This window comes from Arthrobacter sp. TJ-265, assembly GCF_058269135.1.
This window is the reverse complement of the sequence record NZ_JBZCND010000001.1, coordinates 24,826-38,398: the sequence shown is the minus strand read 5'-3', so window position 1 is coordinate 38,398 and position 13,573 is coordinate 24,826. Positions and strand designations below refer to the sequence as shown.

General features: G+C 70.8%; 13 protein-coding genes. 8 read left to right on the top strand and 5 right to left on the bottom strand.

All coding sequences use genetic code 11. From position 1 onward, the window contains the following. The first annotated feature begins 84 nt into the window (after positions 1-84). Positions 85-900: a response regulator transcription factor gene (locus AC4D2E_RS00195; RefSeq protein ID WP_490951321.1), complete on the top strand. Its 816-nt coding sequence runs from the start codon at positions 85-87 to the stop codon at positions 898-900. Here AC4D2E_RS00195 and AC4D2E_RS00190 read toward each other — a convergent pair. From AC4D2E_RS00190 to AC4D2E_RS00175, 4 genes are all read right to left on the bottom strand, one after another. Then, positions 897-1,382, bottom strand: coding sequence for a hypothetical protein (locus AC4D2E_RS00190; RefSeq protein WP_490951320.1), 486 nt, complete (start codon positions 1,380-1,382; stop codon positions 897-899). The two genes, AC4D2E_RS00195 and AC4D2E_RS00190, sit on opposite strands and share 4 nt — an antisense overlap. Positions 1,383-1,550: 168 nt before the next feature. Continuing rightward, entirely contained in the window at positions 1,551-1,811 is a 261-nt protein-coding gene (locus AC4D2E_RS00185; protein WP_490910143.1) for a DUF6221 family protein, read from the bottom strand. Between the two features lie 10 nt (positions 1,812-1,821). Further along, positions 1,822-2,514 carry an AAA family ATPase gene (locus tag AC4D2E_RS00180; RefSeq protein ID WP_490951319.1) on the bottom strand — a complete coding sequence of 231 codons (693 nt, stop codon included), beginning with the start codon at positions 2,512-2,514 and terminating at the stop codon, positions 1,822-1,824. A gap of 100 nt (positions 2,515-2,614) precedes the next feature. Continuing rightward, a complete protein-coding gene (locus tag AC4D2E_RS00175) occupies positions 2,615-4,768 on the bottom strand; it encodes an MMPL family transporter (RefSeq protein WP_490951318.1) in 2,154 nt (717 codons plus the stop codon). A gap of 102 nt (positions 4,769-4,870) precedes the next feature. On the opposite strand from AC4D2E_RS00175, the gene AC4D2E_RS00170 reads away from it, so the two are divergent. The 6 genes from AC4D2E_RS00170 to AC4D2E_RS00145 all read left to right on the top strand — a co-directional run bounded on the left by AC4D2E_RS00170 (position 4,871) and on the right by AC4D2E_RS00145 (position 11,348). After that, a complete protein-coding gene (locus AC4D2E_RS00170; protein WP_104167959.1) occupies positions 4,871-5,359 on the top strand; it encodes a MarR family winged helix-turn-helix transcriptional regulator in 489 nt (162 codons plus the stop codon). A gap of 10 nt (positions 5,360-5,369) precedes the next feature. Next, complete coding sequence (locus AC4D2E_RS00165) at positions 5,370-6,167, top strand: methyltransferase domain-containing protein (protein WP_490951317.1); 798 nt, start codon at positions 5,370-5,372, stop codon at positions 6,165-6,167. A 25-nt stretch (positions 6,168-6,192) separates the two neighbouring features. Next, a complete protein-coding gene (locus AC4D2E_RS00160; protein WP_104167957.1) occupies positions 6,193-6,687 on the top strand; it encodes a low molecular weight protein-tyrosine-phosphatase in 495 nt (164 codons plus the stop codon). A 39-nt stretch (positions 6,688-6,726) separates the two neighbouring features. Then, positions 6,727-7,344, top strand: coding sequence for a LysE family transporter (locus AC4D2E_RS00155; protein WP_104167956.1), 618 nt, complete (start codon positions 6,727-6,729; stop codon positions 7,342-7,344). A 3-nt stretch (positions 7,345-7,347) separates the two neighbouring features. After that, on the top strand, positions 7,348-9,429 hold the full coding sequence (gene pabB / locus AC4D2E_RS00150) for an aminodeoxychorismate synthase component I (protein ID WP_490951316.1): 2,082 nt from the start codon (positions 7,348-7,350) through the stop codon (positions 9,427-9,429). A 278-nt stretch (positions 9,430-9,707) separates the two neighbouring features. Next, on the top strand, positions 9,708-11,348 hold the full coding sequence (locus AC4D2E_RS00145; RefSeq protein ID WP_490951315.1) for a hypothetical protein: 1,641 nt from the start codon (positions 9,708-9,710) through the stop codon (positions 11,346-11,348). 47 nt (positions 11,349-11,395) lie between these two features. On the opposite strand, the gene AC4D2E_RS00140 is transcribed toward AC4D2E_RS00145, so the two are convergent. Further along, positions 11,396-11,857 carry a hypothetical protein gene (locus tag AC4D2E_RS00140; RefSeq protein ID WP_490910149.1) on the bottom strand — a complete coding sequence of 154 codons (462 nt, stop codon included), beginning with the start codon at positions 11,855-11,857 and terminating at the stop codon, positions 11,396-11,398. A 349-nt stretch (positions 11,858-12,206) separates the two neighbouring features. On the opposite strand from AC4D2E_RS00140, the gene AC4D2E_RS00135 reads away from it, so the two are divergent. Beyond that, positions 12,207-13,550 (top strand): DUF2254 domain-containing protein, encoded by a 1,344-nt coding sequence (locus tag AC4D2E_RS00135; RefSeq protein WP_490951314.1) that lies wholly within the window; start codon positions 12,207-12,209, stop codon positions 13,548-13,550. Positions 13,551-13,573: the final 23 nt, after the last annotated feature.

The following is a 13,573-nucleotide window of genomic DNA, read 5'->3' as shown; positions in this document are numbered from 1 at the left end:
GGACACGCCACGTCCCCCCAGTTCCCAGACCCGCCCGCCGGCAGACCCCGGCCGCCCCACGGAACCGCCCCGGTGCAGCACGCGATGAATAGCTCCCCACCGGGCGATCGTCGGGCCGCCGTCGTCATCGAGGACGATCTCGACATCCGGAACCTGGTCTGCGCCGTCCTGGAACAGGGCGGCTTCGTGGTCAGTGGTGCGACCACCGGGCGCGACGGTGTCGACGTGGTCCGCCAGCAGCACCCGATGCTGGTGACCCTGGACATCGGGCTCCCCGATATCGACGGTTACGAGGTCCTGCGCCGGATCCGCAACACCACCGACTGCTACGTGATCGTGCTCAGCGGCCACAGCGACGAGATGGACATCCTCACCGCACTCCAGGCCGGAGCCGACGACTACGTCCTGAAGCCGTTCCGGCCCCGCGAACTGCGGGCCCGCATCGACGCGATGCTCCGCCGCCCACGCATCGGGCAGAACACGCACTCCCCGCCGGCCCGGACCGAGGCACTCGCAGCCCCCGCGCCCACCCCGTCCGACGACGATGCCGTCCCGGCGAAGTCCGCCAACGTCCTGCGAAACGGCGGCATCACGGTGGACGGCGACGCGCGGATCGCCAGCTGTGCCGGCGTGGAACTGCCGCTCACGAAGACCGAATTCAATCTGCTGTACGAGCTGATGCGCGGCAACGGCGCCGTCCGGACCAAGGAGGAGCTGGTCCGGGTGTCCCGGGGCGGGGACTACCGGGGGTACAACTTCGTCAGCCGTACGGACGAGCGGGCCATCGAGGTGCATATCGCGAATCTCCGCCAGAAGCTGGCGCGCGTGGACGGCGGCCCGGACCTCATCACGACGGTGCGGGGCGTGGGGTTCCGCGTCGTGCCCCGAAACAAGGACTAGCTGAGAGCTGCCGCCCCGGGGTGGTCCGGGTAGCCTGCCCGCAGCACCCCGAGCGTGTCCGCTGCGCACGCACGCAGCAGGGCGCTCGCGCGCCGGGCGCCGTCGAGGTCGTGGGCGACGATCATCCGGTGGACCACCCGCGCAGCCTGGTCGAGGCGGACCGCGCCCACCATCATGGCCGACGTCGTCACGCTGAGGACGGCGTCCTCGGCGCCCGTGGCATCGCCGGCCCCGATCCTCAGCTCCAACCGCTCGAGCTTGCCCTCGAGCGTCGCGGAGAAGTCACGCGCGAACCGGAGGACGACGGCGGGGTCGGAGAAGTCGCGCGCCATGTCCCCGAGGACCGAGGGGTCCACGAGGGGCGCCGCCTTGCCCGGCGCGTCGAGGGACGGGGCGGCATCGTGTGGGAGGGGTGCCGCGCCGTCCACCGGATACCGGCCCTGATACTGGTCGGGGCCTGACGGAGTCGAAGGTAGGGGCACACTCCAAGCCTAGCGACGGCAGGTGGGCGGCGTGCACCTGCACGGAGTTCTTGCGCAAAGCTTGCGCTGGAGCAGGACGTTTGCCGGTACGACCGCTGCGCTTCACCGTCCCGTCACCCGGTGCCGGCCGGGCGGCGTCGGGCTCCGGGCGCCTGAGCCGTCCTCCGGTCAGGCCTTCCACTCCGGCCGGTAGCCCCCGTGGCCGGCCCAGGGACCGGCGAGCAGCTTCAGCACGCTCGACCCGTGGGGCTCACCGAGGTCGGCGAGCGCGAACTGCAGGAGACGCCGCTTGGCCTCGCATTCCGACAGGACCCGCGCGGGCTCGTACCAGCCCCGCGCACCCCACACTTCTTCCGGGAGGGTGCCCGTGCGGGCGGCTTTCTCGTCCTCGGTGATGCGTGCGTCGAGGAAGGCGGCGATCTCATTCATACCTGAAACCTTATCCAGCGGGAGCAGCTGCATCGTCCACCCCACGCGGAGGACGGTCCGCCGTCGCGCACCGCGCCGCGACCCGGCCGGCCCCGTCGACGATCCCCTCGAGCTCCTCGACGACCCGGGGCTGCGCGCCGTCGGCATCCACGCGCCGGAAACCCGCGAATTCGGGAAGCCCGCGGTAGGCGTCGCGGTAGGCCCGGAGGTGCTCCACGCGTTCGGTGTCGGAGCCCCGCGCGGTGATCCGGCGGAGGGCCTCCTCCGGGCTGACGTCGAGGAACACGACGACGTCCGGGGCCGGCAGCGTGCGGGCCAGCGCAGCGAGGAACCTGCCCCGCGGCAGTCCGCGGGTGGTGCGCAGCGCCTGCTGGCAGTGCAGGTGCCGGTCCAGGATGACGACGCCGTCGAACCGGTGGGCGCGCAGGTGGTTGGTGAGCACGTTGACCGCCCGGACCACGGATTCCAGGAGGTCGAGGGACCGTGGCGGAACGTCGAGGCCGAGCCGCGCGGTCCACGCCGTCATGGTGCGCCGGCCCGATGGATTGGCGAGGACCATGGTGGGCGTCGTGGTTCCGAGGAGCCCGCCGAGCGCCGAGGCGGCCGTCGTCTTGCCCGCGCCGTCGATGCCCACCAGGGCGACGACGAAGCGACGCACCGGACGGCGGGCTCGCTTGTCGGGGGTTCTCGTTCGGGGAGTCATCCTCCAGTTATACGGGTTGATCCTAGGAGCCCTCCCGGCCCGGGCTGTGCCGGAGCCGGGAGACGGGCCGTTCTCCGCGGGACCGGGTCGGCCCCGCCCGTTACCGCGGGGACGGCACCCTGCCGAGCCGGGACGGCCACCAGATCCTCGGGCCGATGTCGTACGCCAGGGCCGGGATGAGCAGCGAGCGCACCAGGATGGTGTCGAGGAGGACACCGAAGGCCACGATGAACGCGATCTGCGCGAGGAACAGGATCGGGATCACGCCCAGTGCGGCGAAGGTCGCCGCCAGGACCACTCCGGCCGAGGTGATGACGCCGCCCGTCACGCCGAGCCCCCGCAGGATGCCGGGCCGCGTGCCGATCCGGAGGGACTCCTCCCGGACCCGGGTCATCAGGAAGATGTTGTAGTCCACGCCCAGGGCCACCAGGAACACGAAGCCGAACAACGGCACCGATGCGTCGGCCCCCTCGAACCCGAGGACGGTGTTGAACACCACCGCCGAGACACCGAGCGCCGTGGCGTAGGAGAGCGCAACGCTGGCCACGAGGATTACCGGCGCGAGCACGGAACGGAGCAGGATGATCAGCACCACGAGGATGACCGCCAGGACGATCGGGATGATCTTGACGAGGTCGGCGAGCGCGGTGTCGTTCGTGTCGATCGCCACCGCCGTGACGCCGCCCACCAGCGCGTCTCCTCCGCCGACGTCGTCGAGCGCGGTCCGCAGCCCGCGGACGACGTCCTCCGCCTGTTCGGAGTCGGCCTGGTACTCGAGCGTGCCGCTGATGAGGACCTGCCCGTCCTCGACGACGGCGGCGCCGCTCGGGTCAGCGGTCACGGCGGCGTCGGAGATGCCCTCCTGCGCCGAGACGACGTCGAGCGCGGCCTCCTGGTCGGCCTCCGAAGCGACGACGTAGACGGGGCTCCCGGAGCCGGCGTCGAAGTGGCGGGCGAGGGCCTCCTGGCCGTCGACCGCGTTGGACGGCGTCAGGATCAGGGCGGACTGCGGGACGCCGTTGGCCTGCAGCTGGGTCAGCCCGAGGGCGCCCGCCACCAGGACGAGCAGCGACGCGATCCACAGCACGCGCGGGCGGCGGCCCACGAGCAGGGCCACGCGCCGCCAGAGTCCCTTCAGCCGTTCGAGCCCGGTCTCCGGCCCGGCGCCGGTCGCCGCGGCGTGCCTGCCGTGGTGCGGGGCGACGACGGCGGCCGACGCGGGGTTGTAGCGCGGGAGCAGGGGCCAGAAGGCCGCCCTGCCGAACAGGAGGAGGAACGCGGGGAGGAGCGTGAGCGCCGCGGCGAGCGAGAAGGCGATGCCGATGGCGGCGATCGGCCCGAGGCTCCGGTTCGAGTTGAGATCCGAGAAGAGCAGGCACAGCAGGCCGAGGATCACGGTGGCGCCGGAGGCGAGGATCGGCTCGATCGAACCGCGGTAGGCCACGCGCATGGCCTGCCACTTCGTCTCGTTCTCCGTGAGCGCCTCCCGGAACCGGGCGACGAGCAGCAGCGCGTAGTCCGTGGCGGCGCCGATCACGAGGATCGAGAGGATGCCCTGGCTCTGGCCGCTGAGCTGGATCACGTCGATCTTCGCGAGCCAGAAGATCAGCAGGATCGACGTCGCCAGCGCGAACACCGAGGTCAGCAGGACGAGGAACGGCAGCACGATGGACCGGTAGACGACGAGGAGGATGAGGAACACCGCGCCGAGGGCGACGGCGAGCAGGATGCCGTCGATCCCGCCGAAGGCCTCGACGAGGTCGTTGGTGAACCCGGCCGGGCCGGTCACGTAGCCGGTGACGCCCTCGGGCAGGTCGTCGTCGAGGATGGTGCGCAGCTCGCCGACCACCTCCGCGAGTTCCGCGTCGGAGGAGACGAAGCCGATGTACTGGACGGCGAACCCGTCCTCCGACGGGATGGGACCGGCGACCGCCGGCGCCCCCTCGGCCGGGGGTTCGAGGCCCTCGACACCGCCGAGCGTCGCGCCGAGCTCCTCGTAGGCGCCGAGGTCCCGCGGATCGATCGCGGTGTCCGATTCCGCCACGATCACGGCGGGAACGGCGTCCGAGTCACTGAACCTCTGCTGCAGTTCCCCGGCTTCCGTCGACTCGGCGCCGGCGGGCAGGAAGGACGCCTGGTCGTTGCTCGAGACCTCCTCGAGCCGCCCGAAGGTCGGGCCGCCCACCGCCGCTCCGATCAGCCAGATCAGGACCACCACGACGGGCAGCAGCACCCTCAGCCATCTGTTCTTCATCGCACTCCACACCTCTCCAGGGGTATCTCTACAGCAAAGTATATCTATGATGGAGATAGTTGGGAACGGGCCTAAGCTGGAAGGGACAGGAGGCGAGGATCCATGGCCACGAGGGACGAGCTCATGGCACTCATGCGGCAGTTCACCATCGAGACCGAGCGCTACGTGGAGGCCGCCAGTGAGCGCGACAGCCTGTACCGCACCGATCTCCATGCCCTGAGCATCATGATGGGCGCTGCCCGGGCCGGCCTCACCGTCACCCCCGGCCTGCTGCGCGAGGAGCTGAACCTGAGCTCGCCGGCCACCACGGCCCTGGTCGACCGCCTCGATTCCGCCGGCCACGTCACACGGCGACGCAGTGAGGTCGACCGGCGGCAGGTCCACCTCCAGCTGACCGAGAAGGCCCTCAGCACCGGCGCGATGCTGTTCGCCCCGCTCGCCCGCCACATCAACGGCGTCTTCGACCAGTACACGGACGAGCAGCTGTCACTGCTGCGCGACATGATGCAGAAGATCACCGACGCCACGGTCGCCGCGAAGGACGACGCGCGGGACGGCGTCGGACTGGCTGCGGACCGGTCCGCCGGTTAGCCTTCCAGGCATGAACAACGAGGTCTATTCCCACGGACACCACCCGAGCGTGACGGCTGCACATGCGATGCGCACGGTGACGTCGTCGGCCGCCTACCTCGAGCCCTTCCTCGAGGCCGGCATGGACCTGCTGGACATCGGGTGCGGACCGGGCAGCATCACCGCGGGGTTCGCGGATCTCGTGGCCCCCGGATGGGTGACCGGCATCGACCGGTCGGCCGACGTCGTCGCGCAGGCGTCCGCCACCCACGCGGACGTGGCCAACGTGGAGTTCCGCGAGGGCAACGTGTACGACCTCGACGTCCCCGACGAATCGTTCGACGTCGTGCACGCGCACCAGGTGCTGCAGCACCTCGCGGACCCGGTGGCTGCGCTCCGGGAGATGCGGCGCGTCGTGCGGCCGGGGGGCATCGTGGCCGCCCGCGAGGCGGACTTCGGCGCGATGACCTGGTACCCGGCGGTCGGCGAGCTCGACGAGTGGCGGGAGCTGTACGGGGAGCTGGCCCGCGGGAACGGCGGCGAGCCCGACGCAGGCCGGCGGTTGCCGGGGTGGGCGGCCGCGGCCGGCTTCGCGGACGTCGAGGTGTCGTCGTCGAACTGGGTGTACGCCACCGCCGCGGACAGGCGCGCGCATGCGGAGTCCTGGGCCGAGCGCGTGGAGCACTCCGCCTTCGCCGAGCAGACCATCCAGCGGGGACTCGCCGACCGGCAGACCCTGCAGCGCCTGGCCGAGGGCTGGCGCAGGTGGGGGCGTGCCGAGGACGCCGTGTTCCTCATGCCGAGCGTCGAGATTCTCGCCCGCGCCTGAGCCGGTGCGCCGATAGGCTGGCGGGATGTACCGCATCGTCACCGTCTGCACGGGCAACATCTGCCGCTCGCCCATGGCGGAGCTCATGCTCGCGCACGCCTTCAGGCAGGCGGGACTGCAGCAGTACGTCGCCGTCGATTCCGCGGGGACCACCGACTGGGAGGCCGGGAAGCCCATCGACGAGCGGGCGGCCGCGAAGCTGGCGGAACTCGGCATCGAGAGCCACCTGCACCGTGCCCGACGCTTCGAGGCCGTCTGGTACCGGGAGCGGGACCTCATCCTCGCCCTGGACCTCGACCACTACCGGGAGCTGCGCCGGGACGCCCCGGACGGTGACGCACGGGACAGGATCCACCTCCTGCGCGAGTTCGATCCGACGACGACGGACGCCGACCTCGAGGATCTCGGGATCTACGACCCCTGGTACGGCGACGCCAGCGACTTCGAAGCCACCTGGCGGATGGTCCACGGCGCGGTGGAGGGCGTCGTCCGGTTCGTGCGCCACGAACTCGACGCCTGACGTTCCCGCGCCCCGACCGGCAATGCTTACCATGAACGGGTGAACCCCTCCCTCTGGCTGGCGCTGCTCGGCGCCGGGACCCTGATCAGCTTCGTGCCCGGGGCGGGTGCCGTGAACACCATGAGCAACGCGCTGACCGTCGGTTTCCGCCGCTCCATCTGGGGGATCCTCGGCCAGCAGGCGGCCCTCCTCGTACACATCGGTGTCGCGGCGGCGGGCGTGGGACTGCTCGTGACCAACTCGCCGCTGGCGTTCGACGTGATCCGGTACACCGGCGCCGCGTACCTCGTGTACCTGGGCGTGCGGAAGTTCCTGCAGAAGCCCGAGCACGACGAGGCCCGGGCCCGGCAGGGCACCGAGGGCGCGCTCTCCATGGTCCGCCGCGGCCTCTGGGTCAACCTGCTCAACCCGAAGGCCATCGTGTTCTTCCTCGCCCTGATCCCCCAGTTCATCCGCCCGGACCGCCCGCTGCTCGGCCAGTACGCCGTCCTGGCCGCGACCGTCGTCGTCATCGACGTGCTCGTCATGTGGTTCTTCTACGCCGGCGCCGCCCGCTCGTTCCGGCGCTTCACGCAGGACGACCGCGGGCAGGTGGTCCTCAACCGCACCTTCGGCTCGCTCTTCGTCGGCGTCGGCGCCCTGCTCGCCGTGGCCTGACCCGTGCCCTCCGACGCGCCCCTGCTCATCGCCGTCGACGGGCGGTCCGGGGCGGGCAAGACCACCCTCGCCGTCGAGCTCGCCGCCCTCCTCCGGGAGCACCACAGCGTCAGCCTCTTCCACCTCGAGGACATCTACCCGGGCTGGGACGGGCTCGACGACGGCATCGGCGCCTACGTGGAGCGCGTCCTCCTCCCCCTGCGGGACGGGCGGCCCGCACACTGGAACGCCTGGGACTGGGACCGCGGGCAGGACGGCGCCGAACGGACCACGGCGCCGGCCGAGATCGTGCTCCTGGAAGGGGTGGGCGCCGCGGCTGCTGCGGCGCGGCCCCACCTCGACGCGGTGATCTGGATCGAGGCGGACGCCGGGATCCGGCACCGGACCGCGATCGAACGCGACGGCGAGGCCTACGCGCCCTTCTGGCAGCGCTGGGCGGACCAGGAGGACGCCTGGCTGGCGGGCGACGATCCCTGCGCCGCCGCCGACGTCGTCGTGCAGGGCCACCGCGGGGTCCCGTCACCGCAGGCCGTCCGCCTCGCACTCACGGGACTGCCGGCGTGCGCGATCCTGCTCGCGCCGGAGCGCGCGGGCCGGCGCGGGCTCCGGCTGGACTGCGAGCGCATCGACGCGACGCCGGACACCGCGGCGCTGTTCTCCACCCTGTACGGCGCGTCCCCCGCCGCGGTCTGGCTGGACAGCTCCGACACCGGGACCACGACGGCCCGGCCGGAGGGGCGCAACCGCTTCAGCATCCTGGCGGACGCGTCCGGCGCCTTCGGGCAGCAGGCCCTGCACCGGGACGGCATCACGGAGATCACGGCGGGCCCGGTCACCACGCGCATCCGCGAACCCTTCTTCCGCTGGCTCGACGACGTCTGGGGACGCCGGGCGGTCCGCCCCCCGGAGGGCTTCGCCTGCGGGTTCGGCCTGGGGTGGCTGGGCTACCTCGGCTACGAGCTCAAGCGGGAGACGGGCGGCGCCTCCGTACCCACCCCGGCCGATGCCCTCCCGGACGCCGCCCTGATCTTCGCGGGCCGCGCCGTCGTCGTGGACCACGCCGAGGCGGCCGTGTTCCTGCTCACGCTCACGGACGGGCGGCGCGACCCGGACCGGGAGTCCTGGCTGACGGAGGCCCGCCACGCCGTCGCGGCGCCGTCCCCCGTCCCGCCGTCACCGCCGCCCCCGGCACCCCGGTTCGCTGCCCGGGACTCCCGCGAGGAGTACCTCGCGAAGACCCGGCGTGCGCAGGCCGAGATCGCCGACGGCAACACGTACGAGGTGTGCCTGACGACGTCGCTCTCGGCCCGCGTGGAACGCCTCGATCCGCTGGCGACGTATCTCCGCCTGCGGGCCGCGAGTCCGGCGCCCTTCGCGCACTACCTCCGCTTCCCGGGCTTCGCCGTCGCCAGCACCTCGCCCGAACGCTTCCTGAAGCTCACACAGGACGGCTTCATGCAGGCGGAACCGATCAAGGGCACGCGCGGTCGATCGGCGGATCCGACGGAGGACGCCGGCCTGCTCGAGGACCTCCGGACCTCGGAGAAGGACCGGGCGGAGAACATCATGATCGTGGACCTGCTCCGCAACGACCTCTCACACCACGCGGTCCCGGGCTCGGTCACCGTCAGCCGGCTGTGCGACATCGAGTCCTATGCCACCGTGCACCAGATGGTGAGCAGCATCGACGCCCGGCTGCGGCCGGGTAGCGCACGCGCCGGGGTGATCGGGTCCGCCTTCCCTGCCGGCTCGATGACGGGCGCGCCGAAGATCAGCACCATGGCCATCCTCGACCGCCTGGAGCAGGGTCCGCGCGGCCCCTACTCGGGTGTCGCCGGGTACTTCAGCCTGACCGGCGCCACGGACCTCGCCGTCGTGATCCGCACCCTCGTGCTGGCGGAGGACGGCGACGCGACACGTCTCACGCTGGGCGTCGGCGGGGCGATCACGGCCGACTCGGACCCGGCCGAGGAGTGGGCCGAGGTGCGGACGAAGGCGCGCGGCGTGCTGTCCGCCCTGGGCTCCGGGTTCCCGGCCGACGACGGGCACCCTGCAGCCCTGCGCGGCGCCGGGGTCGGACCGTGACGGCCCTCCACCCCACGAGGAACAGGAGGTCGTGCACCACTGGCTTCCCTGACCGGCGCCATCTGCTCGAGATACGCTGCGCCGGCTGCTCCCCGGAGCGGAAGGGGAGGGGATAGAGTCGTGGCAGCCCCTGACGAAAGCAGACTCAGATCTTCCGCCGTACTGCACCCAGCATTGTCCCCCTGGCGATCGCGGTCCTCCTTGCGGCTGCCGGCTGCACCCCGGGAGGGCCTCCGGCGCCGACTGCTGCCGAGTCGGCGCCGGAGACCCTCCCCTCGGTGCTCCTTGCAGACCCCCAAGCCGGCGTGCGCCGTGTCTTGGCCGGCACTGAAGCGCAGTCGTCCGTCGCGATGAGCGGCATGCTGTTCGACACCAGCCCTGCAGCCGTGGTGTTCACCCGTCAGTCGGAGACGGGACTCGATCTCACCGACGCCGACCTGACCGTGGCTTCGAGTGCTGCTGTAGGTCTGCAGGTCCCCCTGCTGGTCGTCGGGCCGGGCGGGTCCGACGGTGTGACGGTCGACGCCGAGCTCACCAGGCTCGGGGTCGAGACGGTCATCGGGTACGGTGACCCGGCAGCGGACTGGGCCGCCCTGATCGGACAGCGGGCCCTCGTCGTCGGCCCCACCGAGGCGGCCGACTTCGATGGCGTCCTCGATGTATCGACCACACCCGAGGCCGTACCGGAAAGCGACGTCGCCGCCTCGATCGGAAGGCTGAGTGCGGACGACGCACGCCTGCTCACGCTGGAACCCGCCCCGGCAGCAACGCCGACCCCATCGGACCCCGGACCGGCGGCGACACCCGGTCCCGCGTCCACGACCTCCACCGACTCGGTGCTGGCGGACACCGCCACTGCAGCGCGGGTCCCACCCTTCACGCCCGCCGGTGAGCCGATCGATGCGCTGGTCCTGGCGACCCCGTCCTCGGCGCCGGCGCCTCTTGCGACAGCCCGGGCTGCCGGAATCGACGTCGAACTGGTCGCGGACGCGGACCCACGGTCCACCAGCACGGCCGTGGACGCCGTGCGGTCCCGCGCCGACGGTGCAGTACTTGCGGTCGGCGCCGCTTTCGGCGCGCAGGAGGTCTTCGCGCAGCGGGTCCAGGTGGCGGCAACAGCCCCTCAGTTGCCGGGAGGTGGCCAGACCGTCTTCCCCGGCCGCCGTATGGTGGCCCTGTACGGGCACCCCAGCGGACCGTCCCTCGGGGCGCTGGGGGAACAGGGCATCGACGAGACGATCGCCCGGGTCAAGGGTCTTGCTGCCCGGTACCAGCCGTTCAGTGACGAGCCAGTCGTCCCCGCCCTCGACCTCATTGCCACGATCGCCAGCGCGGAACCCGGTACCGACGGCGACTACTCGAGCGAGACCCCGATCGACGTCCTTCGGCCCTGGGTCGATGCCGCCGAGGAACAGGGCGTGTACGTCGTCCTCGACCTGCAATCCGGACGATCCGACTTCCTGTCCCAGGCCAGGCTGTACGAGGAACTCCTCGCCCGCCCGACCGTCGGTCTCGCCCTGGACCCCGAATGGCGGCTCCTGCCCGGCGAGCGGCCACTCCAGCAGATCGGCAGCGTCAGCGCCGCCGAGATCAATGCCACCACTGCCTGGCTCGCGGACCTCACACGGGACCGGGCCCTGCCCCAGAAGCTCGTGATGGTCCACCAGTTCCGGATCGACATGATCAGCGACCGTGCGGATCTCGACGTCTCACGCAGCGAACTGGCGGTGACGCTGCACGCCGACGGCCACGGGACACCCGGGCAGAAACTCGACACCTGGTCCGCGCTGCAGGGCGTCTCTCCCGCAGGGACGTGGCCGTCGTGGAAGAACTTCCACGACGAGGACCAGCCCATGCTGACGCCCGAGCAGACCTACTCGCTCGTCGACCCGAAGCCGTGGCTGGTGACCTACCAGTAAGCGGCCCTGGATCTGCGGTGCCGGAGAGTCGACCGCGGGTCCGGTGCTCAATCAGGGAGATACGGTTCGTACTGGTCGAGGGTGCCGTCGAGCACCGGCACGTCGAGTGTGACGGATTCCGACGGCGTCGTCAGGGTGATCTCCGTCAGCGCGCCGGGGGGCTCCTCGACGGTGCTGAGGATCTCTTCATTGGTGTCCAGCGGGTACTGACCGTTCGCCGGCACGGTTACCTCCACCTGATCGTCCGCGTCGCTGACCGTGACCTCGACGGCGGCGGAGGACTCGTTGTCGAGCGTCCCCAGGAGGCGGCCGGGCATCCCTTCTTCTGCAGAGACGACGAGCATGCTGCGCAGTTTCACGACCCCGACCTGCCCGTCCTCGCCGGTGGCGATCGCGTCCCTGGTTTCCTCGGGAGTGCTGCAGCCGGTCACCGCCAATACGGCGATCACTGTCAGGGCGGCTGAACCCCGGGCCAGGGACTGGCGACGACCGTGCTGGATGCGGTGCATGAGAGCTCCTTTGGATGTGGCCAGGCGTTCCTGGCATGCAGTGGATGACCCGCAGGAGAGTGGAGGAAGGATGCGTATCTCTTCCGATGAATCCGTCGTGGATGGGGATCGACGTCTCTTGCCCGGTCTCAGGAGCCGCGGGTGCGTGTTGCGCTCCGAGCAATCGTAAGCAGGCTGTCTTTACGTGATCAAGCAGCGGGGCTGTCGTCCGCCGGACCGTTGCGGAATCGCAACGACCCTGGATCCGGGTTCACCCAGGGAGTAGCTGCCCGTGTCGGCAAGGATCAAGTGGGCAGCCGGCCACCGACGTGCCATCGGCTCAGGGTGCGGGTAGGCCAGAATGAGCGGCATGGATACGAGCAAAGAGTCCGTGCGTGAGTCCCTGCGTGTCCAGCTGTGGCCCGTTCCCCTGATCGCCGTCATCATCGCGCTCGTCCTCGGACAGGCTCTTCCGTACCTCGATCGGCAGTTAGACGACAGCATGCCGCCGGTGGTGTCCGGGATCCTGTTCGGCGGGGGGCCCGAAGCGGCGCGGTCACTGCTGGAGACGATCGCCAGTTCCACCATCACCGTCACGTCGCTGACCTTCTCACTGACGGTCGTCACGTTGCAGCTCGCGAGCAGCCAGTTCTCCCCGCGCCTCCTGCGCACCTTCACACGGGACCGTTTCGTCCACAACACACTCGCCCTGTTCCTTGCGACGTTCGTCTTCGCTCTCACGGTGCTGCGCAGTATCCGGGTGGAAACCAGTGCCGGGCCGGCGTTCGTCCCCGAGATCGCCGTGACCACGGCCTTCGCGCTGACCATCAGCAGCGTCGTCGGCCTCGTCCTCTTCCTGGCCTACCTGGCACGGCAGATCCGCGTCGAGACCATGTTGCGTGATGTGCATCGTGAGACCGACAAGACCCTCGAACGGGTTTTTCCGGAGCACGACTCACGAAGGCCGAGCGTCCGGACGCCGGAAGGCCGGCCGGATGCGGTCCGCGCGCCGTCCTCGGGTTTCCTCACCCGCATCGACACCAGCGCCCTCCTGTCGGCTGCAGTGCGACTCGACGCCTTCGTGTCCGTCGACGTGGCACCCGGAGCCTCCCTCGTCGCCGGAGTACCGGTCGCCCGGGTATGGGATGCGCAGGCGGTTCCACTCGACGGCGACCGACTGGCGGAGCTGACCGAGACGGTGTCCCGGTCGCTGAGAACCGACTTCGAGCGCACCTCCACGCAGGACCCGTCGTTCGGCCTGCAACAACTCCTCGATGTCACCGACAAGGCTCTCTCGCCCGGCGTCAACGACCCCACGACCGCCGTCCATGCACTCAGCCACATCTCCGCGATCCTGTGCTCCCTCACCAAGCGGACCACCGGGCCCGTCACGCTCTACGACTCGAACGATCGGGCCCGACTGAACCTCACACTTCCCTCCTTCGCCCAGCTCCTCGATCTCGTCATGGACCAACTCATCACCTACGCCTTCACGGACCCTCGAACAGCGGGTCGGAGCATCGCCATGCTGTCCGAGATCACGATCAGCGCATCCCAGGCCGGAACGCTGCCGACACATACGTCGGCCCTCAGCGGACATCAGGCGCGCGTCCGGACGGCGGTCGAAGCCTCGACGCTCGATGCGGTGATTCGCGCCGATCTCGCCTCCCAGCTGAACGACGTCGAACGGCAGCATCGTCGGCCAGGCGCTTGATCGGCCGTGCTGCTGCGTACCCG